Origin of the sequence: Sphingomonas sp. DG1-23, assembly GCF_030730875.1 — a bacterium.
Taxonomy (GTDB): Bacteria; Pseudomonadota; Alphaproteobacteria; order Sphingomonadales; family Sphingomonadaceae; genus Sphingomonas.
Genome location: NZ_JAVAMA010000007.1, coordinates 111,600 through 134,926 on the forward strand (window position 1 = coordinate 111,600; position 23,327 = coordinate 134,926).

Here is a 23,327-nt window from a genome sequence, read left to right on the forward strand (position 1 = left end):
ACCCGCCAGGGTCAGCCGAGCGTGATCCGCAGCGCATAGGGCATGCTGCCGCCCGGATCCCGCGGCAGCGTGATCCGCAGCCCCTTGGCGCCCTGCTCCCATTGCACCGCGCCGGAATGGCCGAGCAGCTCGACGTTGCGGATCGCGCGGTCGAGATAGGGGGTGCCGGTATAGAGCGTCTTGATCAGCACCGCGCCGTCGGCTGGCCGTTCGAGGCCCATCGCATAGAGCTTGCCGGCCTTGGTGGTGAAGCGGATGTCCGCCGCGGTCCATTTCTTGTTGGGCGCTTCCTTCTTCTCGCCGGCGACGGTCGTGGTCGGGCCCTCGCCGAAATATTTCCACGGCCGGGTGTCGTAGATCGCCTCGCCATTGATCTTTAGCCATGCGCCGATCCCGATCAGCGTGCGTTGCGCGCCTTCGGGGATGGTACCGTCGGCGCGCGGACCCACGTTGAGCAGCAGGTTGCCGTTCTTCGACACCACGTCGATCAAATCGCCGATCAGCGATTTCGGCGTGCGGAATTCGTCGTCCTGAATATAGCCCCAGCTCCTGACCGAGACCGAGGTGTCGGTCTGCCACGGCACCAGCCGCAGCGCGTCGAGCTTGCCGCGCTCGACATCGTAGACGGCCGATCCGGCGGCGAAATGCTCGCCTTTGTAGGTGATCGCCGGGCCATAGCCGCCGCGCTTGCCTTCATTGTAATAATAGGACGCCATCGTGCGCAGATAGGGCTCGAAGCCGGGCGCCATCGTCCACCAGTCGAGATAGACCATCTCGGGCTGATATTTGTCGATGATCTCGGTCGTCCGTGCCAGCCAGTCGTCGAGGAATTCCTTGCTCGGCGGGTTCCAGTTTTCGAGATGGCTCGGGTCGGGCTCGGCCTCGGGCGAGTCCGCGGGCAGATTGCGCGGCGCGGCGGGGCCGTAGAGCCCGGCATAGCGCGGATCGCCCACGTCGCCGCCATTGGCGCGTCCGACATTGTACCACCAATAATGCTCGGCGCGGTGCGACGAGAGGCCGAAATGCATGCCGCGCGCGCGCGCCGCTTTCATGATCTCGCCGGCCACGTCGCGCTTCGGGCCCATCCTCGCCGCCGACCAGTCGGTCATCGCGCTGTCGTACATCGCGAAGCCGTCGCAATGCTCGGCGACAGGAACGACGTAGCGCGCGCCGGCTTGTTCGAACAAGGCGATCCACTGCGCGGGATCGAACTTCTCGGCCTTGAACAGCGGGATGAAGTCCTTGTAGCCGAACTTCGCCTGATCGCCCCAGACGTTGCGATGATAGGTGTAGAGCGGGCTCGACGGCAGATACATGTTCCGCGAATACCATTCGGTCTGGAAGCCCGGCACCGCATAGGGGCCCCAGTGGATGAAGATCCCGAACTTGGCGTTCCGAAACCATTCCGGGACCTTGTAATCGGTCAGCGATTCCCAATCGGGCTTGAACGGTCCGCGCGCGGCGTCGCGCCTGACCTTGGCGAGCTGGCGCTCGACCGGGGCCTGCTTGAAGTCCATCGGATAGTCCTGCGCCGCCGCGGCGGTCGCGCCGCCGAGCGTGCCCGCCAGCAGCAATATCTTCAGGCCCCTCATTTTTCCGCTCCCTGTGTCTTTTTCTGGAAGACCGCGACACCCTCGGGCGCCAGCGTCACTTCGGTTTTGGATCCGCCGGCGAGCACGTCCTGCATCGCGCCGGACAGGCGGACATTGCGGGTCTCGCGGCCATGGTTGATCACGATCAGCACTTCGCGGCCCTCGCCGGTGCGGCGCATCAGCTCGACATCCGGCGGCGCCGCGAACTCGGCGGCCACGCCCGCACCGGCGAGCGCGGTTTCGAGGAAACGCTGCATCGACGCGTCGTCGATCAGCGCGCCGAGATAGGTGATCCGGCCCTTGCCGACCTTGCGGCTGATCGCAGCGGGCTTGCCGTCGAGCCAGCCATTGGCCTTGCCGTAGCGCAATACGATCTCGGCGTCGGGCGCGACGGTGGAGAGCTGCTCGGCCCAGATCCGCGCAGTGCCGCCATCCACCGCGACGGCCTCGTCGAGCGCATAATATTGCTCGACCCGCCCGCCGAGCAGTTCGGCGAGGGGCCCGGGCTGGCGCTGGGTGTGGAGCCGGTTGGCTTCGTCCTTCATTCCCGAGCGCGGGCCGAGGATCAGATGCCCGCCGCCGCGGACATAGTCGTCGAGTTGCTTCGCCAGCGCCTCGGGAATGACGTTCAGGCTAGGCGCGACGACCAATTTGTAGCGATCGAGCGGAGCCGATGCCGCGACGATGTCGACCTGGCCGAGCCGATCCTTGAGCGGCCGGTAATAATCGAGCAGCACTGCGATCTGGTCGTAATCCTTGTGGTGCAGCTGGAAGTCGATCGCCCAGCGGCTGTCATAATCCTGCAGGATCGCCACCGGGCTTTCGGGGGTGGTGCCGGCGATCACCGGCGACGCCTTGGCCATTTCGCGACCGAGCTGGCCGATCTCGTCATAAACCGGCAGCGGCTTGCCGTCGGGGCCGACGATCGATCCGTGCAGCGTCTCCTGCCCGTTGAGCGCGTTGCGCCATTGCCAATAGAGCACCGCGTCCGAACCGTGGCCGATCGCCTGCCACGCCATTGCGCGGGTCTCGCCGGGATAGAGCATGTTGCTGACCGGCGCCCAGTTCACGAAGCCGGGCTGGGTCTCCATCACCCAGAAATTCTGGCGCTTCCAGCCGCGCACCAGATCATGGGTCGCGCCCATGCGATACGGCTGGAGATGCCCGGTGCCGACATAGGCGTCCCACGAGGCGAAATCCAGGTCGCGGTTGATCGCATAGCGATCGAAACGATTGGCCCAGCCGAGCCCGCCGAGATTGGTGGTGATGAACTGCCGCGGCTCAGCCGTGGCGCGGATGACGTCGAGCTGGTTTTTCTGGAAATCGACCCAGGTCTGCGTGATGAAATGCTTGAGGTCGAGCATCCAGCCGGGATTGGCCTTGTCATTGTTGAACGGCACCTGCTCCCAGTCGGAATAGGTTTGCGACCAATATCGCGTGGTCCACGCATCGTTGAGCCGATCGAGCGTGCCGTACTTCGCCTTCAGCCATGCGTGCCATGCCGCGCGCGCGGCGGGATCGTAGCTCTCGTCGGTATATTCGTTGCCGATCTGCCACCCGATGACGTTGGGCTCGCGCCCCAGCGCCCCGGCCATCTTGCCGACGATAAGCCGACTGAACTCGCGATAGCGCGGACTTGAGATCGAGAATTGCCGACGGCCGCCATGCACCGCGCGAACGCCGTTGCCGTCGACGCGCAGGGTGTCGGGATATTTCTTGGTCAGCCATGCGGGCGGGGTGTCGGTCGGGGTGCCGATCACCACCTTGAGCCCGTGCTTCGCGGCGAGGCGGGTCGCGCGGACCAGCCAGCCCATGTCGTATTCGCCTTCGCGCGGCTCCATCCGGCTCCACGCGAATTCGCCGATCCGCACGACATTGGCGCCGTGCCGCGCCATCAGCGCGAGATCTGCGTCCCAGCTGGCCTCGGGCCATTGCTCGGGATACCAGGCCGAACCCAGCCACAGCCGCTCGAACTGGGCCTGCCCGGTAGCCGCAGGGTCAGGCCGTGCCGCCGCAGACGGAATCGCGCAGAGCGGGAGCAATGCCGCCAGCGCCAGCATCCGGCTCATACCATTCATGCTCCTCAATCCCGCGGCACCGGAGTGCCCCTGCTATGGTTGGAAAGGTAACAGGCCTCGACCAGCGCCATGGTCCGCCACGCATCCTCGACCGAGGTGCGGAGGTTGCCGTCCTCGCCCGCGACGTAGCGGTGCAGATTGGCCATCGGCCCGACAAAGGCGTCGGGGAACCAGCCGCCTTCGAGTGCGAGCTGCTCCCACGGCCCGCCTTTGGCCGCGAGCCACAATTCGTCCGGCTCGCCGCGCGGATAATCGAGCAGCAGCCCGAGCTTGGCCATCGCCGCGCCCTTCGTCCCCTCGACCCGGAACGAGGCGTCCTGAAAGCGGCGGCCGAAATTATGATGGTGGTTGATCGACAAGGTCACCCGCAGCGGCTCGCCATAATCGAGGATCGCGCTGGTGCGGGTCTGGGCCAATCGGCTCGACGGATGGCCATAACTGCGCGCGAATACCGAATCGGGGTCGCCCGCGAGCGCGCGGATCGCATCGAGATAATGGATCGAATGCGAGACGATCTCGACCCGAGGATTGGGGATCAGATGCGGAAACAGCTCCCATGGCGTGACGAGGTTGATGTGCACCTCGATCTCGACGAGCGTCCCCAGCGTGCCGCGCGCGATCGCATCGGCGATGGCGAGCATCATCGCCGAATAGCGCAGCTGGAAGTTGACGCTGGCGATCAGTCCGCGCGCGCGGCAAGTGTCGCGGATCGCGGTGGCCTCGGCAAGGTCGAGCCCCATCGGCTTCTGGAGCAGCACCGCCGAGCCGGGCGGCAATGCCTCGAGGATCGCGCGATGCGCTACCGGCGGCGCGGCGACATCGAACACCGCATCCTGCGCCGCGGCCTCTTCGAGCGACGCGTAGACGGCACCGATGCCCCATTCCGCGGCGACTCGCTCTGCCCGCGCGCGATCCACGTCGTACAGTCCCTGCACGTCGAACCCTGCTTTGCGATAGGCCGGCAGATGCGCGTCCTGCACGATGCCGCCCGTGCCGATGATCACGATCGGGCGCGGCTGGGCGGGTAGTGGCCAGCTCTGGCGCAGCGGGGTGTTCATGCTGCGCGCGCCTGCGCTTGCGCGAGCAGTTCTGCGGTCGATCGATCGGTGGTCGTGGCGGCGGTCAGCAGATCGTCGACGACATGCGAGATCGCCGCCAGCCGCGGCGTCCACGCCATTTCGCGGGCGTGGGCGTGGAGCCAGTCGAGGCGATGGTAATAAGGGATGCGGGCATTGACCGCGGGATCGGCCCAGGTCGATTTGCGCACGCCGATCGCGCCGCAGTCGGTGGTCAGCCGGTCCATGCGCGCGCCGGCGCAGTGGCGCAGAAAGTCCCATGCGAGGCCCTTGTTGCGCGATCCCGCGGCGATCGTCAGCACCCAGAACACGTTGAGCGATACGCTCGTGCCGCCCCGCCCGGCGGGCAGCGGCGCGACGTCGATCAGACCGCGCACCGGGCTATCGGGCGCGGTGTCGCCATACGCGGCGAAGCCGAACCAATTGGCCATCAGCGCAACCTTGCCTTCAGCAAACAGCATCCCCGCCTTGACGCTGTCGAGTTCGTGTGCACCCGGCGCGATCGCCGCCCGGTCGGCCGCGAGCATGCGCAGGAAATCGAGCGCGGCGTGCGCGGCGGGGCTCGTCAGATCGAGCATACCCGCGGCATCGAACACCTCGCCGCCGCGCGACCAGATCTGGATGCAGAAATCGTAGAAGCTGTTGTGCCCATCCGGGTACAGCGCGAGCACGGTGCCGTAGCGCCCCGCCTCGGGCGCATGTAGCGCGCGCGCCGCGGCGTGGAATTCCTCCCATGTCGTCGGCACTGCAATCCCTGCCGCTTCCAGCAGGTCGCGGCGATAGATCAGGCATTCGGGCCCGTCATGATAAGGCATGCCCCAAAAGCCGCCGGCGAAGCGCTGGAGACCGGTCAGCGACGGACTCCAGCCCTGCGGGAAATCCGCGATCGGCGCGCGCTCCAGATGTGGCGCGAGATCCTCGATCTGGCCCGCGGCGTGCGCTTCGGCCAGCCAGTCGGTCGCCATGAAGCCGATGTCCCACGCGCCCGCGGCCATGCCGCCGGTGCCGATCAGCGTCTCATGCAGTGGATTGAGGTCCATTGGCACTGCCTCGAGCCGCGCGGAAATGCCTGTGGTCCGCACGAAATCGTCGAACTGCGCCGCGATGGCCTGCTCGAACGGCTCGAATTTGCGTACGGCGACACGCAAGGTGGGAACGGTCATGCCGTCACCGCCGCGGTGCGGCGCCGCGCGCCGCGGGTGCGGCCGCCCACAGTGTAGATCGCCGCGGCGGCGACCACCACCGCGCCTTCGATCAGCCCCTGATAATTGGCGCCGAGGTTGAGCACGTTGAACCCGTTGGTCAGGGTGAACAGGACCAGCGCGCCGATCACCGTCTTCACGACGCTGCCTGCACCGCCGAACAGCGAGGTGCCGCCGAGGATCGCGGCGGCGATCACGGTCAGCTCGGTGCCCTGGAGTGCGGTCGGGTTGATCGCGCCGAGCCGGCTGCCGAACAGCACCCCGGCAAAGCCCGCAGCGCCGCCCGACAGCACGAACGCGCCAATCCGGTAGCCATGGACATTGATGCCCGAGAGCCGCGCTGCCTCGGGGTTGCCGCCCACCGCATAGATGCGTCGGCCGAAGACGGTGAAGCGCAATACGAACCATACTACCGCAGTGAACAGCGCGAGATAGCCGACCGGCGCCGCGAGCGTGAAACTCCGGCCCGCCAGCAGCGCCGTCAGCGCCAGCAAGGCGGCCGCGGCACCCGACAGCATGCTTCGCCGCGCGATCGAAAGCGCAATCAGCCCTGCGGCGATCAGCAATAGAGGCCAGAACGGCGTGAAGCGGCTGCTCTCGAACGCCAGCATCTGCGCGAGCGCTTCGGGCTGCTCGACCATCAGCGAGCGTCCGTCGGTGAGCACCAGCACCAGCCCGCGCACCGCGGTGAGCGTGCCGAGCGTGACGATGAAGGCGTTGATGCCGACCAGTTCGACCACGACGCCATTGAGCAGGCCGATCGCAATTGCGGTCGTCACCGCCGCCAGCGCAGCGGGCACGAAACCGATCTCGCCGGCCAGCCCGACCAATACCGCAGCGGCGAGCGCCGCCACCGATCCGACGCTCAAGTCGAATGCGCCGGTGATCAGTACCACGGTCATCGCGACGCCGATGATCCCGACCAGGGACGCTTGATAGAGGATGTTGCCCAAATTCTGCGGCGCCAGATACGGCGGCAGCCCGCGCGATCCGGCGAGCGCGGCGAGCACTGTGAGCAGGATCAGCAGCGCGTAATAGACGCCGGCCTCGCGCAGCCCGAAGATGCGGCGCCAGTCGGGATCGGTCATGCCTGGGCTCCGGCAGCGAGAGAGAGGTGAGTGCCGCCGGCGAGAAGGATCAATTCCTCTTCCGTGCAGCCGTCCGCGTCGCGTTCGGCAACCACCGCACCATCGCGCATGATGAGGATGCGGTCGCACACCGCGAGCAGTTCCTCGAATTCCGACGAGACGAGAATCGCGGACAGACCCTGATCGGCGAGGCTGCGGATCAGCCGCAAAATGTCGGTGCGCGCGCCGACGTCGATCCCCGCAGTGGGTTCGTCGAGCAGCAGCAGCCGGGTGTGCGGCGTCAGCCATTTGCCGATCACCACTTTCTGGGCGTTGCCCCCCGAAAGCTCGGTGACGCGTGCATCCGCGCCCGGCGCTCGCACCGAAAGAAGCGCGATCCGGTCCTCCGCGAAGGCGCGTTCGCAGGCGCGAGACGGGAACAGGCCAGCGCGCGCGAACTGCCGCAAATGGGGCAGGCTGATATTCTCGGCGATGGTGAATTGCGGGACATAGCCTTGCCGCGCGCGATCCTCGGGAACCAGCGCGATCCCTGCTTCGACGCTGGCCTCGGGCAGACGCTCGACCTGCCGTCCGTCGATGCTGACGCTGCCGGTCGCATGCGGGTCGGCGCCGAAGATCGCGTGGAGGAATTCGGTCCGCCCGGATCCGAGCATTCCGGCGACGCCCACCAGTTCGCCGGCCGTCAGATCGAGCGTTACCGGGGCCAGCACGCCTGGCGAGCCGACATCGCGCAGCGCCACGGTGATGCCGCCGGCCGTGTTTCGTGGCCCGGACTTCTCCAGCGCCTGCACCTCGCGTCCGACGATCGCCTGCGCGATGCTGGCCTCGTTCAGGTCGCGCGTCGGCGCGGAGAGCGCGACCATGCCGTCGCGAAGCACGGTCACTTCGTCGGTCAGCGCGACGATCTCGTCGATGAAATGCGAGACGAACAGCACCGCCTTGCCCTCGCGCGTCAGCCGGCGGATCGTGGCGTAGACGGCCTCACGTTCATGCCCGGCGAGCGAGGCGGTGGGCTCGTCCATGACGACAAGGTCCGCGCCGCCTGCGAGAGCTTGCGCGATCGCGACCATCTGCCGGGCACCGATCGGCAGCGCGCTCACCGGCGTGTCCAGGCCGAAAGGGTCGCCCAAACTCGCCACGAGCGCCGCAATATTTCGCCGCTCGACGGGCAGATGACGGCGCCATCCGCCTCTATCGAGCAGGATGTTCTCGAACGCCGAGAGCGTCGGCACCAACGGGATATGCTGGTAGATCGTCGCGACGCCGGCGGCCTTGGCGGCCTGCGGCGTCTTCCACCGGGCGGCATCGTCCTTCCAGCGGATCGTCCCGCCCGAGGGGGCAAGGGCGCCAGCGAGGATCTTGATCAAGGTCGATTTGCCCGCGCCATTGGCGCCGAGCAGGCCGTGGACGCGACCCGGCACGATCCGCAGGTCGACGCCGCGCAACGCCGCGGTGCCGTTGGGGAAGGTCTTGGCGATGCCTTCGAGCGCGAGGAGCGGCGCAGTCACCATTGCCCGACGCATTGGTCGACATTTGCGCGGGTCACTGCGGGGATCGGATAGGTGGCGAAGCGATTGGCCGGTCGCTTGCCCGACGCGGCGGCGTGAAGCGCCTCGAACGCCAGCGCGCCGAGCGCTTCGGGCTTGAAGCACACCGTGCCGTCGACGGCGCCCGCCTTGATCGACGCGATCGCCAGCTTCGACCCGCCGACCCCGATCAGCCGCGTGCGCGAACCCGCGGCGCGGACGGCACGGGCACAGCCGATCACCATATCGTCGGCTTGGTTGAAGAACAGGTCGATGCCGGCATGCGCCGCGAGGATGTTCTGGCACGCCGCCTCGCCGCCTTCGGAAGTCCAGTTGCCTGGCTGCGAGGCGAGCACGCGATAGCGCACGCCAGCGCGCGCAAGCCCCTGGCGAAAGCCGCGAGCGCGCTGTTCGACTTCGGGAAAGCCGGGTGCGCCCTCGACGATCGCGATCCGTGCCTCGCTGCCCGTGGGCAGCAGCGCTGCGGCGAGCGCCCCCGCCGCTTCGCCCGCCGCGACTTCGTCCTGGCTCGCCAGCGCTACTAGGCCGGGGAACACGTCCTTCGCCTCGCGCTCGCGCGGGTCGCCGACGATGGCGGCGACCGCGGCCACGGGGACGCCGGCGCGTCCGGCGCGGGCGACCCAGCCTTGCGCGACCACCGAATCGAGCGGCATGATCGCCATGCCCGCCACACGCTGCGCGATCAGATCGTCGACGTCGTTGGCCTGTTTCTGCACATCGGCCTGCGCGTCCAGGATCACTGCGCTCGCCCCGGCGCGGTCCGCCGCATCGGCAAAGCCTTTCGCGATCGCCGCGGCGAAGGGGAAGCTGAGTCCCACGCTGGAGAGCCCGTAGCGCGGTGCGCCCGCCGGTGCCGCTGCAGCCGGCCGTGATTCGGTGCGGCGCACCGATTGCCGCACGCCCGCCAGCGAAGCGGTCGCGACGACGGTCACCAGCGCGGCGAGCAGCAAAGGAAGGGGACGCCGGCGCATGTCGCGGGATCAGCCCGCGATCGGCGCGCGGCGCGCGACCAGATAGAGATGCTCGCAGGCGAGTACCGTCTCGTCGTGCTGGTTGCGGATATCGACTGCCTCGACCACCACGCCGTGACCGGTCCGCTTGGGATGGTCGCGCTTGTCGACGATGCGGGTGATCGTCAGGATCGTGTCGCCGATATGGACCGGGCGGATGAATCGCAGCCGATCATAGCCATAGGACATTGCGTGCGGGTTGATCGCGGTCGCGGTCAGGCCGATGCCGAGGCTGAACACGAGGGTGCCGTGGGCGATGCGCTGGCCGAATTCCTGGGTGCTGCACCACGCAGCATCCATATGGTGCGGGAAGAAGTCGCCGGTGTGCCCGGCATGGACGACGAAGTCGGTTTCGGTGATCGTACGCCCGAAGCTGCGGCGCTCCGAGTCCAGCACATAGTCCTCGAAATATTGTTCGACGATCATCGCGGCGCCTCTTCGAATTCAGCCATGATCGCATCGGTATCGGCGCCCAGCCGGGGCGCGGCGCGATCGGAGGTGAGGATCCGGCCGTCGACGCGGATCGGGCAGCGGGTGAGCGCGAGGGCGCTGCCGTCGGGCGCGCGCACCGTCTGCGTCGCCGCCAGTGCCTCGAACGCCGGCTCGACCATCAGCTCGTGCCAGCGCAGCACCGGCGCTGCCCAGATGCCTGCGGGTTCGAGGATGTCGAGCCAGTGCTTTGTGGTCGCGCCCGCCAGATGTGCGCGCAGCACCGCCTTGATGCTGTCGCGGTCGCTGAACCAGTTCTGCCGCGCGAAGGTCAGCAACGGCGGCGAATTGAGCAGCAGTCCGAGCTCGTCGATCGGCGCCATCGCAAGCGCGATGAAGCCGTCAGCGGTGGCATAAATGCCGTAAGGCGCGGCGAGATAGATATTGCCGTTCGCGACGCCCGAGCGATGCGGCATCTTGCCGCCGCTGTTGAGGAACACTGCGAGATGCTCGAACTGGAGATCGATCGCGGTCTCGATCAGGCTGACGTCGACGCGCCCGCCCTGACCGGTGACGCCGCGGCGGACCAGCAGCGCCAATATGCCTTGCGCGAGTTGGGCGCCCGCCATCATGTCGGTGATCGAGAGCCCGGCGGGGACCGGGGGCGAATCGGCATCGCCCGACAGGCAGGCGATTCCCGAAAGCGCCTGCACGAGCAGATCCTGTCCCGGCCGGTCGCGCCATGGGCCGTCGGGGCCATAGCCGCTCACCCCGGCATAAACGAGGCGCGGATTGCGCGCGCGAAGGTCCTCATGGCCGAGGCCGAGCCGCTCCATGATTCCCGGGCGAAAATTGTGGATCAGCACATCGGCGCGCGCGATCAAGGCATGGATGCGGTCGAGATCCGCAGGATCCTTCAAATTCGCGGCGTAGCTCTCCTTGCCGCGGTTGATTGCGTGGAACAGCGCGCTGTCGGCGTCGAAGCGGAGGTCGCCGAGGCAAAGCTGCCGGCTCGCGTCGCCGCCGTCCGGCCGCTCGACCTTGATCACCCGCGCGCCGAGATCGGCGAGGCGCAGCGCGCAGGAGGGGCCGGCGAGGAACTGGCTGAAATCGAGCACCAGCAATCCGGACAGCGGCAGCGCATCGGTCGAAGATGGGCGCGTCCCGCCCTGCACCGCCTCCATATCTGCCTCTCAATTAGTATGCTTATATGATTTATCCTTGCGCACGCTATGGGCACGGCTAAACCAAGTCAACCGGGCAGCGGCGGATCCGGCGGGAAAAGGAGATTGGGGTGCGCGGCATGACGTGGGACCATCCGCGGGGCTATGATCCGCTCGTCGCGGCGTCGGCCGAATGGCGCGCGCGGGGCGGCCCCGAGATCGCGTGGGACCGCCGCTCGCTGCAGGATTTCGAGAGCTATCCGGTCGAGGAGCTCGCACGCCGCTACGATCTGATCGTCATCGATCACCCGCATGTCGGCCAGCTCGCGCAACACGGGTGCATCGCCCCGATCGACACGCTCGTCGTCCCGGCCGAGCTTGCCGACATAGCGGCGCGATCGATCGGCGGTTCGTACGAAAGCTATGCCTGGCAGGGTCGACAATGGGCGCTGCCGATCGATGCTGCGGCGCAGGTCCAGGCGTGGGTGCCCGGCCGCCTGGCCGCGCCGCTGACGCGTTGGTCCGAACTCGCGCCGCTCGTGGCGCAGCGCCGCGTGCTGCTGCCGCTGCGCCCGCCGCACTCGCTGATGGCCCTGTTCACACTGAGCGGGATGTTCGGCGTCGCGCTCGACATTGCCGGCCCCGACCTGTTTCCCGCCGCAGCCGCAGCGCCGCTGGCGGCGCTCGCCGAACTTGCCGACGCGCTCGACCCGGCCTGTTTCGATATGGACCCGATCGCGGTGCTCGAGGCGATGGCCGCACCGGATGCTGCGATCGCGGTTGCCCCGCTGATCTACGGCTATGTCAGCTACGCGGTCCAGGGCTTCCGCCCGACCCGGATCGGCTTCGCGGACTTGCCCGCAGCCGGTCCGGCCGGACCGCGCGGTTCGGTGCTGGGCGGCACCGGTATCGCGGTCTCGGCGCTCGCCGCCGACCCGGAAGCCGCCGCGTGCTTTGCTGTGTGGGTCGCCGGCGCCGAAGTCCAGCAGGGTCTCTACGCCGCGAAGGGCGGCCAGCCCGCGCATGCCTGCGCGTGGGAGGCGGAAGCAGTGAACACCCCCATCGCGGACTTCTGCCGCGCCACCCGCGCCACGCTCGATCGCGCGTGGCTGCGCCCACGCCATCATGGCTATATGGCGTTCCAGGCCATCGCCTCCGAACGACTCAACCACGGCCTGTGCGCGCGCGAGGCCCCTGCCGCGATCCTCGCCGCGCTCAACGCGCTCTATCGGGACAGCCTGTGACCGGGCCTGCGAATCCCGGCCTGCTCTCGGGCTTGCTCGTCGTCGAGATCGCGCAATTCCTCGCCGGCCCGTCGGCGGCCCTACGGCTCGGCGATCTCGGCGCACGGGTGATCAAGGTCGAGCGCAAGGGCGCCGGCGACATCTGCCGCAGTCTCTATCTCAGCGACACTGCGGTCGCCGGCGATTCGACTCTGTTCCACGCGATCAACCGCAACAAGGAAAGCATCGCCGCCGACCTCAAGGATCCGGCAGACCTTGCCTTTGTCGATCGGCTGCTCGCGCGTGCCGACGTGGTGATCCACAATTTCCGTCCCGGGGTTGCGGAGCGGCTCGGGATCGGCGTCGAGGCCCTGCGCGCGCGCCATCCGCGGCTGATCGTCGGTACGATCTCGGGCTATGGCGAGGCCGGACCATGGGCGAGCCTGCCGGGCCAGGATCTCCTCGCCCAGGCGCTGTCGGGCGTGATGTGGCTCAACGGCAGCGCCGGCGACGGCCCGGTCCCGGTCGGCCTTTCGGTCGGCGACATGCTCGCCGGCCACGTCCTTGTCGAAGGCGTGCTGGCCGCCTTGGTCCGCCGCGGGATCACCGGCGAGGGCGCGCATATCGCCACCTCGCTGCTCGAGGCATTGGTCGACTTCCAGTTCGAAGTGCTCACCACCTATCTCAACGACGGCCGGCGCCCGCCGCAGCGTGCCGCAGTCGACAATGCGCACGCCTATCTCGCGGCGCCCTACGGCGTGTACCGCACCGCCGACGGCCATCTCGCGCTCGCGATGACTCCGCTCCCGCGGCTGGCCGCGTTACTCGATTTCGAACTTCCCGGCGGGGACGCCGGTTTCGCCAGTCGCGACGCGGTCAAAGAGTCGATCGCCGCGCGGCTGGCGGAGGGCACCAATGCCCGGTGGATGGAATATCTCCGTGCCGACGACATCTGGTGCGCGCCGGTGCTCGACTGGGAGAGCCTGCTGGTGACCGAAGCGTTCGACCGGCTCGACCTGCTGCAGACGATCGGCCGCCCCGGCGCGCAGCTCGAGACCACCCGATCGCCGTTACGGATCGACGGTACGCGGCCCGCCGCCGCGCGTGGCGCGCCTGCGGTCGGCGAACACGATGCGGCGATCCGCAAGGAATTTGGCGCGGCATGACCGCGATCGAGGAGACGGGAATGCTGCTCTCGACCATGAGGGGCGCGCGGCTGCGCGAAGGCGTGGCACTCGCGGCGCTCGCCCTCGCATCGCCCGCAGGCGCGCAGGAGGCGCCATTGTCGGAAGAAGGCTTTCGCAATCCGCCTGCCGAGGCGCGGCCCAACACGCTTTATTTCTGGATGAACGGCAATGTCTCGCACGAGGGGATCGAGGCCGATCTCCAGTCGATCCGCGACGCGGGGTTGGGCGGGGTGATGGCGTTCGACGGCAGCAACGACATTCCGCAGGGCCCGATCCATTATCTTGGCCGCAAGTGGCTCGATCGGATGGAGCACATGATCCGGCGCGGTGCCGAGCTTGGGCTCAGCATCGGCATGCACAACGCGCCCGGCTGGTCATCGAGCGGCGGCCCGTGGATCGCGCCGGAACAGGCGATGCAGCAGATCGTCTGGACCGAGACGACGACGGACGGCGGCCGCCGCGTCCGGCTCCAGCTCCCGATGCCCTATATCAAGCTGGGCTATTATCGTGACGCCGCGGTCGTCGCGTTCCCCGCCTCCGAGGGCGACGAGAGCTATTTCCGCGATCGCGTCGCGGCGGTGCGCGTTGGCGAGACTCCGGTCGAAGGCATGTTCGACCGCGATCTGCACAGCGCGGTCGAGATCGGCCCCGGCGCGCCGCTGGTGATTGCGATGAAGGCGCCGTTCGCGGCGCAGGCGGTGACGCTTTATGCCGACAAGCATGTTCCCGCCTTCGACGCGATGGTCGAGGCATCGATCGACGGCACGCTTTGGTATCCGATCGGCAAGGTGACCGTCGCGGTCGAGCGCGGGATCGAGGCGCCCGGCTCGCTCAATTTTCCCGCGGTGACCGCGAACTATTTCCGCGTGCGCCCGGCCAAGACGGTCAAGCTGGCCGAAGCCCTGTTCTACGCGACGCCGCGGATCGAGGATTGGGACATCAAGGCCGAGCACACCTATCGCCGCGGCACCCCGGTGAGGATTCCCGTCACCGGTACGCCCGTCGACCATGCGATCGATCCTGCAAAGGTGATCGATCTCACCGCGAAGGTCGACGCCGCGGGCAATCTCGACTGGAACGCGCCCAAGGGGCGCTGGACGATCCTGCGGCTGGGACATACCCCCACCGGCAAGATCAATGTCGCCGCCTCGCAATCTGGAAGCGGGCTCGAGGTCGACAAGTTGAGCGCTGCGGCGCTCGACCATCAATTCGCCAGCAGCACCGCCAAGGTCGTCGCCGCGGCGGGCAAGCATGCCGGCAAGGCCTTCGGCGCGATCGAAGTCGACAGCTACGAAGCCGGAATGCAGAACTGGAGCGCCGGGCTCCCCGAGGCGTTCCGCACGCGCAAGGGCTATGCGCTGCTGCCGTATCTGCCGGCGCTCGCCGGCCGGGTGGTGGGCAGCGCCGATATCTCCGACCGCTTCCTCTTCGATTTCCGGCGGACGCTCGCCGAATTGATGTCGGACAATTATTACGGCCGTCTTCGCCGCCACGTGAACGCTGCCGGCATGCGACTGCTCGTCGAAGGCTATGGCCCGGGTCCGCTCGACGAGCTCGAAGTCAGCGGCAAGGCCGATGTGCCGATGACCGAATTCTGGACGCGCACGCCGTGGACCGACAATCGCGTCGTCAAGATGGTCGCCTCCGCCGCGCACATCTACGGCAAGAAGGTGGTCGCCGCGGAGGCGTTCACCGGCGAGGCCGAGACCAGCCGCTGGATGGACTATCCCTATGCGATGAAGGCGCTGGGCGATCAGATGTTCGTCCAAGGGTTCAACCAGATCTATTTCCACCGCTACGCGCACCAGCCGAACATTCATGCGGTGCCCGGAATGACGATGGGGCCATGGGGCATCAATCTCGATCGCACCAACACCTGGTTCGCGCAGAGCCGCCCGTGGATGGAGTATCTCGCGCGCAGCCAGCATCTGCTGCGGCAGGGCAATTACGCGGCCGACATCCTGTTTTTCGTGACCGAGGAGAGTCCCAACGAGGCCGAATATGTCCGGCCCGACGCCTCGCCCGATTCGAGCCCCTTGCTCGCCAAATATATGAATCCGGCGATCCCGGCGGGATATAATTTCGACCATGTGAATGCCGAGGTGCTGCTTACCCGCGCCAAGGTGGAGGATGGCCGGATCGTTCTCCCCAACGGTGCAGCGTATCGCCTGCTCGTCCTTCCCGACACGCTCGACAGCATGACCCCCGCATTGGCCATGCGACTGCGCGAGATGGTCGAGCAGGGACTCGTGCTGCTCGGCCCCAAGCCACGGCATTCGATGACCCTGGTTGGCGGCGTGAAGGCGGAGGTCGGGTTTCGCGATGCCGTCGATGCGATCTGGGGCGACGCCGCCGCACCGCGCAAGGTCGGCCGCGGCCGCGTTTATGCGAGCGGGACGATCCAGCGAGTGCTCGACGATATCGGCCTGGCCCCCGATGCACGCTGCACCACCGCGAGCCCGGACGGGCAAGTCCGCTGGCTGCACCGCAAGCTCGACGAAGGCGACCTCTATTTCGTCGCCAATCGCCAGCGGCGGCCGGAGCAGGCGACCTGCAGCTTCCGCGTCTCGGGCAAGGCCCCGGAATTATGGGATCCCGAGACCGGCACGGTTCGCAAAGTCGCGGTCTATGCCGATACCGACGGCCGGACGACGCTGCCGATCGATCTCAGTCATGTCGGGTCGACCTTCGTGCTGTTTCGCAACGCCGCCGCGCGGCCGCCGCTCGCCTGGGCGGCGAGAGACGGCGCGCGCTTTGCCGACACCGCCGCTGCCGCGCCGGCGCGCATGGTCGCCCCTTCGGACAGTTTCACCATCTCGGCCTGGGCCAAGCCCGACACCAATTTGCGGGTGATGCCCAGGGAGGCAGTGAAGGGGCGGATAGACGAGACCGGCAAATCGTGGCTTATCCCCGCACGCTCGGGCCGCGACATGCATGGCCCGGATACCGCGGTGGCGGGGCTCGCGGTCGGCCGTAACGGCGCGTTCGTGATCGAGCGAGTCTCGCCCGAGCAAGTGGCTGCGGTGCTGGTCGCGAATATGCCCGTGTCGGGCTGGACCCATTTCGCTCTGGTCTATGACAAGGGCGTACCGAGCCTGTTCATCGACGGCAAATTGGTGCGCACCGGGCAACGCTCGGGTCGGAGAGTCTTTGCCGGGGGTGGCGATCCGCCTTCGGACCTCGGCGTCACTTATTTCTTCGAAGGCAATGAGACCGCACGCGAGACGGTGGCGCGCGCGCTCTCCGCCAGCGAGATCGCTGCGCTCGCCGCGAAAGGCCCGCCCGCACCCGCGCTGGCGGTTCCTCCCGCTGAGCTTTCGGTGACCGGGTCAGGTCTGGCCGCGCGGATATGGCAATCGGGCCGCTACGCTCTCAGCGACGGCACTGCCTTCACTGCCGAGATTGCGGCGCCGCGTACCGTCACCGGGCCTTGGCAAATCGACTTCCAGAAGGATCGCGGTGCGCCCGCCTCGATCACTTTGCCGAAGCTCGAATCGCTCAGTCGCAACGCCGATCCGCGCGTCCGCTATTTCTCGGGCACCGCAATCTATCGCCGCACGATCGAGGTGCCCGCGGCGGCATTGCGGGACGGGCGCCGCGTCTATCTCGATCTCGGTCGGGTCGAGGTGTTGTCGAGCGTCAAGGTCAACGGCACGCCGCTCGGGGTGGCGTGGAAGGAGCCGTACCGTGTCGACATCACCGATGTCGCACGTCCCGGCGCCAACCATGTCGAACTGGCGGTCACGAGTCTCTGGCCCAATCGCCTGATCGGCGACGCCAGGCTCCCCGACCCTGACAAATATGTCCCTGGCGAATGGCCGGTCGGCGATACGGTGGCAGCCGATGGAAGCCGCAAGCCCAGATTCGCCGGCAAGCTCGCCGCGCTTCCCGCTTGGTATCGTGAAGGCAAGCCGATGCCGAAAGGCGAGCGCGTCACCTTCGCGACGTGGAAATTCTTCGATGCGGACGAGCCCTTGCTCGATTCTGGACTGCTCGGGCCGGTGCGGCTGGTGTTCGCCGAAGATCGGGCGTTCGGAAAATGAGCCGGCTCGCGGGTACCGGCATTGCAATAAGTCTCGCGGCGCTCTGCGGCACGGCCAATGCCCAACCGACCACGCCGGCCGCCGGACCGGACTGGGCACCCTTCGTCGTCGATCATTTCGCGCGGACCGATTCGTCCGCCGATGTCCGCTTTCTGCTCGACGGCCCGGCGGGCAAATACGGCCATGTCCGCCCGCGCGACGGGCATCTCTATCTGCCCGACGGCCGGCGCTTTCGCTGCTGGGGCGTCAATCTGACCGGCTGGACGCCGGGCGGCGCGGAAATCCCGCCCAATCGCGAGGCGAAGATCTTTGCGGCACAACTCGCGCGGCTCGGCGTGAACTGCGTCCGCTTCCATTTCCTCGACATGCCCGACCAGTCCCGACTGCGCGAAGAGAAGGGGCCTACCGGCGATCCGGAGCCGGTGACCCACGCTCCGGTCGGCCTGATCGACAGCCGCCGCGACGACACCGCACACTTCAATCCTGAGCAGCTCGATCGGCTCGACTATTTCTTTGCCCAGCTCAAGGCCAACGGCATCTATGCCAATATCAACCTCAATGTCGGCCACACATGGAAGCCGGGAGATGGCGTGCCCGATGCCGAACTGATCGGCGTCGCCAAGGCCTATACCTATTTCGGCCCCGAGTTGATCGCGCGGCAGAAGGACTATGCCCGCCAGCTGCTGGGCCACGTCAATCGCTATACCGGGCTGCGCTATGCCGACGATCCCGCGGTGGTCATCGTCGAGATCCTCAACGAGAATTCGCTGCTCGAATTCTGGATGCGCAACTGGTTTCGTGGCGAATTGGGCGGGAGCGAACCGCGGCGCCAGCTCGATCTCACGCCGCATTATCTCGCGCTGCTGACGCGCGAATATAATGATTGGCTCGGCACGCACCGCTCGGTTTCCGAACTGGCGGCGCTGCGCAAAGAGGCAGGCGTGGCGGCCGACGGCGCGATTCCGCTCACCCGGCCGCAGCAGTTCGATGCCGCCTCGAAACTGCGCTTTTACGGCGAAGCGCAGTTCCTGATGGACCGCGAAGCCGCTTTTTTCCGCGATATGGAGGCTTTCCTGCGCGACGACCTCGGGGTGAAGGCCAATGTCGTCGCCACCGCCGACCACAGCTATTTCATTCCCGGCCAGCCCCTGCTGACGAGCACCGCGCAGCACGACATCATCGACGCGCACGTCTATTGGCAGCATCCCGCGATCTACGGCGCGCGCAACACCCCGATGGTCAATGCGCCGCTCGATTCGATCCTCCAGAAGCTGTCGCGCACCGCGATGGCGGGAAAGCCGTTCACCGTCAGCGAGGTCAACGAGCCGTTCCCGAACGAATATGATGCCGAGCTCATCCCGGTGCTCGCCGCCTATGCGTCGCTGCAGGATTGGGACGGCATCTTCTTCTACACCTTCGAGGCGCAGCTCGAGGGCGAGCGCAAGGGGCTGATCGGCGACCATTTCGACATCGCCCAGCATCCCGCCAAGCTCGCGCAATTGCCGGCGGGAGCGATGATGTTCCTGCGCGGCGACGTCGCGGCGGCGCGCCAGGTCGCGCTGCGCAGCTACTCTGCGGAGCAGATCTACGAACAGATGCGCATGCCGATATCGGCGATGCCGTCGTTCACGCCGGGCTATCCCGACGCGCTGCCGCTCGTGCACAATACGCGGATCAAGTGCCTGAAATGCGTGCCGTCATTGCCGAAACCGGTCGAGGGCCGTTCGGAGATCTTCGCGGACACCGGCGAACTCGCGTGGCGCACCCGCGACGGGCGCGACGGGCTGGTCCGCATCGATACCCCGCGGAGCCAGGCGCTGGTCGGTTTCGTCAAGGCCAATGCGGTCGGCACGCGCAACCTCGCGGCGGACATCGCCAACGACTTCGCCGCACTGACGCTGTCGTCACTCGACGGCAAGCCGGTCGACCGGTCGGATCTGATGCTGCTCACCACCAGCGCCCGCGCCGCCAATACCGGCTCTGAGTGGAATGCGCGGCGTTCGGTCTATTCCAGATGGGGCGAGGCGCCGTCGCTGATCGAGCCGGTGCGTGGCTGGATCCAGCTTCGCGATCTCAAGGGGCCGGTCGAAGTCACGGCGACGGCGCTAGACGGCGCCGCCAGGCCGCTCGCCACGATCAAGGGGCGGCTGATCGAGACCGGCTGGGAACTGCCGATCGGCAACCCCGCCACGACATCCTACCTGATCCGCGTTCACCGCTGACTATCGCCACCAGGCGCGCTTCGAAGTCTGGCCGATGCCGGGATTGAAGCCGTTGGCGGGATCGAGCGCGCGATAGAATTCCGCCAGCGCCGGCTTGGCCTTGTAGAGATGGCCGACATTGTGCTCGGCCGGATATTCGGCGCCGCGCGTATCGAGCAACTGCCACATCGCGCGTTCGATCGCGGCGGGATCCGCGCCCTTCCGGACGACATAGTCGTGGTGGAAGACGTGGCAGAAGAAATGGCCGTAATAGAGCGCGTGCACCACGTCCTCGGCGATCTCCGGGGACAGCGCCTCGACCCAGTTTCGTTCGTTGCGGGGAAGCGCGATGTCGAGCGCGATGATCCCGCCGGTCGCATCGGCGTGGATCGTCCGGTAGCGCACCGCTGCGCCTGCCGCGGCGAAGCGATGCAGGAACGCCTTCTCGCCTTCTTCCGTGGTGCAGGTGAAGAAGTCGCCGTCGGCGGTGGGGAAGATGGTGCCGAAATAGCCCGCAGCCTCTTTGATCCCCGCGCCGGCCATCCGCACGATCAGATGATGCTCGAAGCGGTCGCGGAAGTGCTTCATCCGCCGCGGCAGATGGTCGGGGAAGACGCGGCTCAGCGCCTGCAGGATCCGGTCGCTCGCGTCCCCTGCGATCCCGAGCCGCGCGGCCAACGCGTCCACCTTCGCCTTGACCGCGTAGAGCATGGGGAGGCGGTCGGTACCGAGGATCTGGACGGCGAGGAAGCTGTCCTTGCCGTAGCGTTCGGCGATGTCGAAACAGTCGCGATGCATATATTCGCCGGCGACGGGAAGGTTCTCGAAGCTTCCGAGAATATGCCGACGGATGCGGGTCAGTTCGTCGGGGTCGTTGGTGCCGATATAGAAGACGCGCGTGTCGTCGTCCTTGGGAAAAGTGTCGAGCCGCACCGCGAACAGCGCCAGTTTGCCGGCGCTGCCCGAGCCCTCGAACAGGCATTGCGGATCGGCGTTGAACCGTGCCGGCACTTCGGAATCGATCTCGCGGACGCGGCGCGCATAGTCGCGGTCCGACGCGCGTCGCGTAGGATCCATGTCGATGTCGGCTTCGTCGAAGCTGCCGCGCTCTAGTTGCTCAAGCATCTGCTCGGGAGAACCCTCGAGGTGAATCCCGAGATGATTGACCAGCCGTAGTGCGCCATCCTCGCCGCGCTGCGCGTACAGTGCCAGCTCGGTGAAGGCGGGGCCGCGGCGGATCAGCGCCCCGCCGCTATTGTTGCAGATTCCGCCGATCACCGAAGCGCCGATACAGGAGGAGCCGATCACCGAATGGGGCTCACGGCCGAGCGGCGTCAATGCCGCCTCGAGTTCGAAGAGCGTGGTTCCCGGCAGGCAGACGACCTGACGCCCCGCGTCGATCAAATGCACCCCGGAAACCGCGACCGGGCTGATGATCACGATGTCGCGATCATAATCGTCGCCCGCCGGAGTCGAGCCGCCGGTGAGGCCGGTATTCGCCGCCTGCAGGATGACGATCTTGTCCGCCGCGACGCAGGCCTCGAGCACCCGCCACATCTCCACCAGCGTGCGCGGGCGAACCACGGCGAGCGCGGCGCCCTCGCCGAAGCGATAGCCGGTGCGAAAAGGTCGGGTCTTCGCAGGATCGGTCAGGACCCGGGCTCTGCCGACGATACGGCGGAGGCCAGCGAGGAACTCGGGCCGCGAAAGCAGACTGACAGGGCTTGAAACGCTGGACGGGCTCATGACGAACGATGCCGTTGGAAAGGAATTAGGGGAGCGACCGCCAGGGTCGAAGCGAAACGGCGTCTGGATCCCGGTGTCACGCCGGAACTTGCAGACACTTCCCTTGCCAGCCCAGCCCGGCGCTGATCTCGTGCACCGTCCGGATAACTTCGGGTGCGATCTCCCGCATCCTTTGATCGTCGAGATATTGCACCGGGCTCGCGACGCTGATCGCCGCGACGATCGCGCCGGTGGCGTCGCGAACCGGTGCCGCGACCGACCGGATGCAATCGTCGCTGGTGCTGCGATGCAGCACCACGCCGGCCGTCGCATGGACGTACATCTCTTCGAATGCGACGGGCGCGTCGATTGCCTGATCCGCCTGCGCCAGCGCGAACAGCCGCCGCCAGCTCATCGGCGTGTCGTCGAGCATCAAGGCCTTGCCGAGTCCGGTGTCGGCGAGCGGACGGCGCGCGCCTGGCCGGGTGGCGACTTCGATGCGCTGCCTGCCCATCGCCCTGTGCACATGGAGCGCCATGTCGCCGTGCCGCGCACCGACGAAGACGCAAAGCCCGATGGCGTCGCACAGTGCCTCCGCGCCCGTACGCGCCACGCCGAGTACGTCGGTCTGTTCCTGCGCGAGAAAGCCGAGCTGGACGACCTTGGGGCCGAGCGCCAGCCGTCCATGCGGCAGCTTTTTCAGGAATCCGCGATCGACGAGCGCATAGGTCAATCGCTGCGTGGTGGGAAAGGTGAGGTCCAGCCGATCGGAGACTTCGGCGATGCGCAGCGGCTGGCCGCTAAGCTGGTCGAGAATGTCGAGACCTCGGGTCAGGGTCTGGCTGCCGGGACGCTCGCGGGCGGCACCCGTCGCGGGCTCAGTCATCATGGGTTTCCACGGGCACCTTCATCGGCATGATACCGCCACCTCAATCGGAGAGCGCACGCCAGTGCGCCAAATTCTTGATCACCGCCCGCATGGCGTCGGCGGCCGCCACTTCGTCCCCGGACTCGATCGCGTCGACGATCTTCTCGTGGCTGCGGACGTTGTGGGTGTGCAATTCGGGGTCGTCGATCGGCGAGCTCATCGTGAAGGACGCTACCAGCGCAGTCTCGATCACGGCGGAAATCGAGCGCATCAGCACGTTGCCCGACGCCGCGCCGATCGCCTGGTGAAACGCCAGATCGGCCTCTGCGAATTCGCGGCGCGTCTGGGTCGCGCGATCCATCGCCGCGATTGCGTCGCGAAGCTCGGCGATCGCCGCCGGATCGCGTCGCTTCGCTGCCAGCGCCGCGGCGCGCGGCTCGATCGCGAGCCGGATCTCGGTCAGATCGCCGTGAAAGGCCTCGTCCATTCCCTGCGACATTTTCCACGACAGCACGTCGGCGTCGAACAGGTTCCAGCTGGTCGGCTCGAGCACCTTGGTGCCTACCCGCGTCTTGGAGACGATCAGCCCTTTCGCGGTCAGGGTCTTGAGCACTTCGCGCAAGACCGTCCGCGAGATGCCGAAGCGCTGCAATATCTCGGCTTCGCCCGGGATCTTCGAGCCTGGCGGGTAAACGCCACTGATGATCTCGGCGCCCAGCGCACGCGCAACCTGATCATGGCTGGACAGCGTGCCTTCGCCGAATTTCTGGAAGCTACCCGACGCGCTCATTTGTTTCCCCCTGCCGAACGCGAACGCACTTACGGCGATACGCAGGCAAGGAGTGCTGCGCGCGCGTCAGTCTGTTCGTCCAAGACGCGGCATGTCATTGGCCGG

General features: G+C 67.2%; 16 protein-coding genes. 4 read left to right on the plus strand and 12 right to left on the minus strand.

What is annotated here, in order from left to right; translation table 11 throughout:
• Positions 1-11: 11 nt before the first annotated feature.
• From Q9Q95_RS12800 to Q9Q95_RS12840, 9 genes are read right to left on the minus strand one after another with little or no spacing between them, the layout of a single operon-like run.
• Complete coding sequence (locus tag Q9Q95_RS12800) at positions 12-1,592, minus strand: alpha-L-fucosidase (protein WP_306097515.1); 1,581 nt, start codon at positions 1,590-1,592, stop codon at positions 12-14.
• A complete protein-coding gene (locus Q9Q95_RS12805; protein WP_306097516.1) occupies positions 1,589-3,661 on the minus strand; it encodes a beta-galactosidase in 2,073 nt (690 codons plus the stop codon). Before Q9Q95_RS12805 ends, Q9Q95_RS12800 begins: the two co-directional genes overlap by 4 nt.
• A 14-nt stretch (positions 3,662-3,675) precedes the next feature.
• Positions 3,676-4,728, minus strand: coding sequence for a Gfo/Idh/MocA family protein (locus Q9Q95_RS12810; protein WP_306097517.1), 1,053 nt, complete (start codon positions 4,726-4,728; stop codon positions 3,676-3,678).
• A complete protein-coding gene (locus Q9Q95_RS12815) occupies positions 4,725-5,909 on the minus strand; it encodes an extracellular solute-binding protein (RefSeq protein ID WP_306097518.1) in 1,185 nt (394 codons plus the stop codon). The genes Q9Q95_RS12810 and Q9Q95_RS12815 overlap by 4 nt, the downstream gene beginning before the upstream one ends.
• Positions 5,906-7,036, minus strand: coding sequence for an ABC transporter permease (locus Q9Q95_RS12820; RefSeq protein ID WP_306097519.1), 1,131 nt, complete (start codon positions 7,034-7,036; stop codon positions 5,906-5,908). The genes Q9Q95_RS12815 and Q9Q95_RS12820 overlap by 4 nt, the downstream gene beginning before the upstream one ends.
• Positions 7,033-8,547, minus strand: a complete 1,515-nt coding sequence (locus Q9Q95_RS12825) for a sugar ABC transporter ATP-binding protein (RefSeq protein ID WP_306097520.1) — start codon at positions 8,545-8,547, stop codon at positions 7,033-7,035. The genes Q9Q95_RS12820 and Q9Q95_RS12825 overlap by 4 nt, the downstream gene beginning before the upstream one ends.
• A complete protein-coding gene (locus Q9Q95_RS12830) occupies positions 8,541-9,554 on the minus strand; it encodes a sugar ABC transporter substrate-binding protein (protein ID WP_306097521.1) in 1,014 nt (337 codons plus the stop codon). The genes Q9Q95_RS12825 and Q9Q95_RS12830 overlap by 7 nt, the downstream gene beginning before the upstream one ends.
• A 9-nt stretch (positions 9,555-9,563) precedes the next feature.
• Positions 9,564-10,019 (minus strand): MaoC/PaaZ C-terminal domain-containing protein, encoded by a 456-nt coding sequence (locus Q9Q95_RS12835; protein WP_306097522.1) that lies wholly within the window; start codon positions 10,017-10,019, stop codon positions 9,564-9,566.
• Positions 10,016-11,206 (minus strand): CaiB/BaiF CoA-transferase family protein, encoded by a 1,191-nt coding sequence (locus Q9Q95_RS12840; protein ID WP_306097523.1) that lies wholly within the window; start codon positions 11,204-11,206, stop codon positions 10,016-10,018. Before Q9Q95_RS12840 ends, Q9Q95_RS12835 begins: the two co-directional genes overlap by 4 nt.
• 119 nt (positions 11,207-11,325) lie before the next feature.
• Between Q9Q95_RS12840 and Q9Q95_RS12845 the strand changes: the two genes are divergently transcribed.
• Genes Q9Q95_RS12845 through Q9Q95_RS12860 form a run of 4 tightly spaced genes read left to right on the plus strand, consistent with a single transcriptional unit; the run spans position 11,326 to position 19,860 of the window.
• On the plus strand, positions 11,326-12,429 hold the full coding sequence (locus Q9Q95_RS12845) for an extracellular solute-binding protein (protein WP_306097658.1): 1,104 nt from the start codon (positions 11,326-11,328) through the stop codon (positions 12,427-12,429).
• The gene (locus Q9Q95_RS12850) at positions 12,426-13,574 is read left to right on the plus strand and encodes a CaiB/BaiF CoA-transferase family protein (protein ID WP_306097524.1); all 1,149 of its coding nucleotides are present in this window, start codon (positions 12,426-12,428) and stop codon (positions 13,572-13,574) included. Before Q9Q95_RS12845 ends, Q9Q95_RS12850 begins: the two co-directional genes overlap by 4 nt.
• Positions 13,571-17,638: a glycosyl hydrolase gene (locus Q9Q95_RS12855; protein WP_306097525.1), complete on the plus strand. Its 4,068-nt coding sequence runs from the start codon at positions 13,571-13,573 to the stop codon at positions 17,636-17,638. Before Q9Q95_RS12850 ends, Q9Q95_RS12855 begins: the two co-directional genes overlap by 4 nt.
• Complete coding sequence (locus Q9Q95_RS12860) at positions 17,635-19,860, plus strand: hypothetical protein (RefSeq protein WP_306097526.1); 2,226 nt, start codon at positions 17,635-17,637, stop codon at positions 19,858-19,860. The genes Q9Q95_RS12855 and Q9Q95_RS12860 overlap by 4 nt, the downstream gene beginning before the upstream one ends.
• On the opposite strand, the gene dld is transcribed toward Q9Q95_RS12860, so the two are convergent.
• The 3 genes from dld to Q9Q95_RS12875 form a co-directional block, all read right to left on the minus strand.
• Entirely contained in the window at positions 19,861-21,585 is a 1,725-nt protein-coding gene (dld, locus tag Q9Q95_RS12865) for a D-lactate dehydrogenase (RefSeq protein ID WP_306097527.1), read from the minus strand.
• A gap of 76 nt (positions 21,586-21,661) precedes the next feature.
• Positions 21,662-22,453: an IclR family transcriptional regulator gene (locus Q9Q95_RS12870; RefSeq protein WP_306097528.1), complete on the minus strand. Its 792-nt coding sequence runs from the start codon at positions 22,451-22,453 to the stop codon at positions 21,662-21,664.
• 40 nt (positions 22,454-22,493) lie between these two features.
• Positions 22,494-23,222, minus strand: coding sequence for a FadR/GntR family transcriptional regulator (locus Q9Q95_RS12875; protein WP_306097529.1), 729 nt, complete (start codon positions 23,220-23,222; stop codon positions 22,494-22,496).
• Positions 23,223-23,327 lie beyond the last annotated feature (105 nt).

Coding starts and splice junctions, on each gene's coding strand:
- Q9Q95_RS12870 (WP_306097528.1), bottom strand. CDS start 22,453: ATGATGACTGAGCCCGCGACGGGTGCCGCCCGCGAGCGTCCCGGCAGC.
- Q9Q95_RS12835 (WP_306097522.1), bottom strand. CDS start 10,019: ATGATCGTCGAACAATATTTCGAGGACTATGTGCTGGACTCGGAGCGC.
- Q9Q95_RS12830 (WP_306097521.1), bottom strand. CDS start 9,554: ATGCGCCGGCGTCCCCTTCCTTTGCTGCTCGCCGCGCTGGTGACCGTC.
- Q9Q95_RS12845 (WP_306097658.1), top strand. CDS start 11,326: ATGACGTGGGACCATCCGCGGGGCTATGATCCGCTCGTCGCGGCGTCG.
- Q9Q95_RS12855 (WP_306097525.1), top strand. CDS start 13,571: ATGACCGCGATCGAGGAGACGGGAATGCTGCTCTCGACCATGAGGGGC.
- Q9Q95_RS12840 (WP_306097523.1), bottom strand. CDS start 11,206: ATGGAGGCGGTGCAGGGCGGGACGCGCCCATCTTCGACCGATGCGCTG.
- Q9Q95_RS12825 (WP_306097520.1), bottom strand. CDS start 8,547: ATGGTGACTGCGCCGCTCCTCGCGCTCGAAGGCATCGCCAAGACCTTC.
- Q9Q95_RS12805 (WP_306097516.1), bottom strand. CDS start 3,661: ATGAGCCGGATGCTGGCGCTGGCGGCATTGCTCCCGCTCTGCGCGATT.
- Q9Q95_RS12810 (WP_306097517.1), bottom strand. CDS start 4,728: ATGAACACCCCGCTGCGCCAGAGCTGGCCACTACCCGCCCAGCCGCGC.
- Q9Q95_RS12860 (WP_306097526.1), top strand. CDS start 17,635: ATGAGCCGGCTCGCGGGTACCGGCATTGCAATAAGTCTCGCGGCGCTC.
- Q9Q95_RS12820 (WP_306097519.1), bottom strand. CDS start 7,036: ATGACCGATCCCGACTGGCGCCGCATCTTCGGGCTGCGCGAGGCCGGC.
- Q9Q95_RS12875 (WP_306097529.1), bottom strand. CDS start 23,222: ATGAGCGCGTCGGGTAGCTTCCAGAAATTCGGCGAAGGCACGCTGTCC.
- Q9Q95_RS12815 (WP_306097518.1), bottom strand. CDS start 5,909: ATGACCGTTCCCACCTTGCGTGTCGCCGTACGCAAATTCGAGCCGTTC.
- dld (WP_306097527.1), bottom strand. CDS start 21,585: ATGAGCCCGTCCAGCGTTTCAAGCCCTGTCAGTCTGCTTTCGCGGCCC.
- Q9Q95_RS12800 (WP_306097515.1), bottom strand. CDS start 1,592: ATGAGGGGCCTGAAGATATTGCTGCTGGCGGGCACGCTCGGCGGCGCG.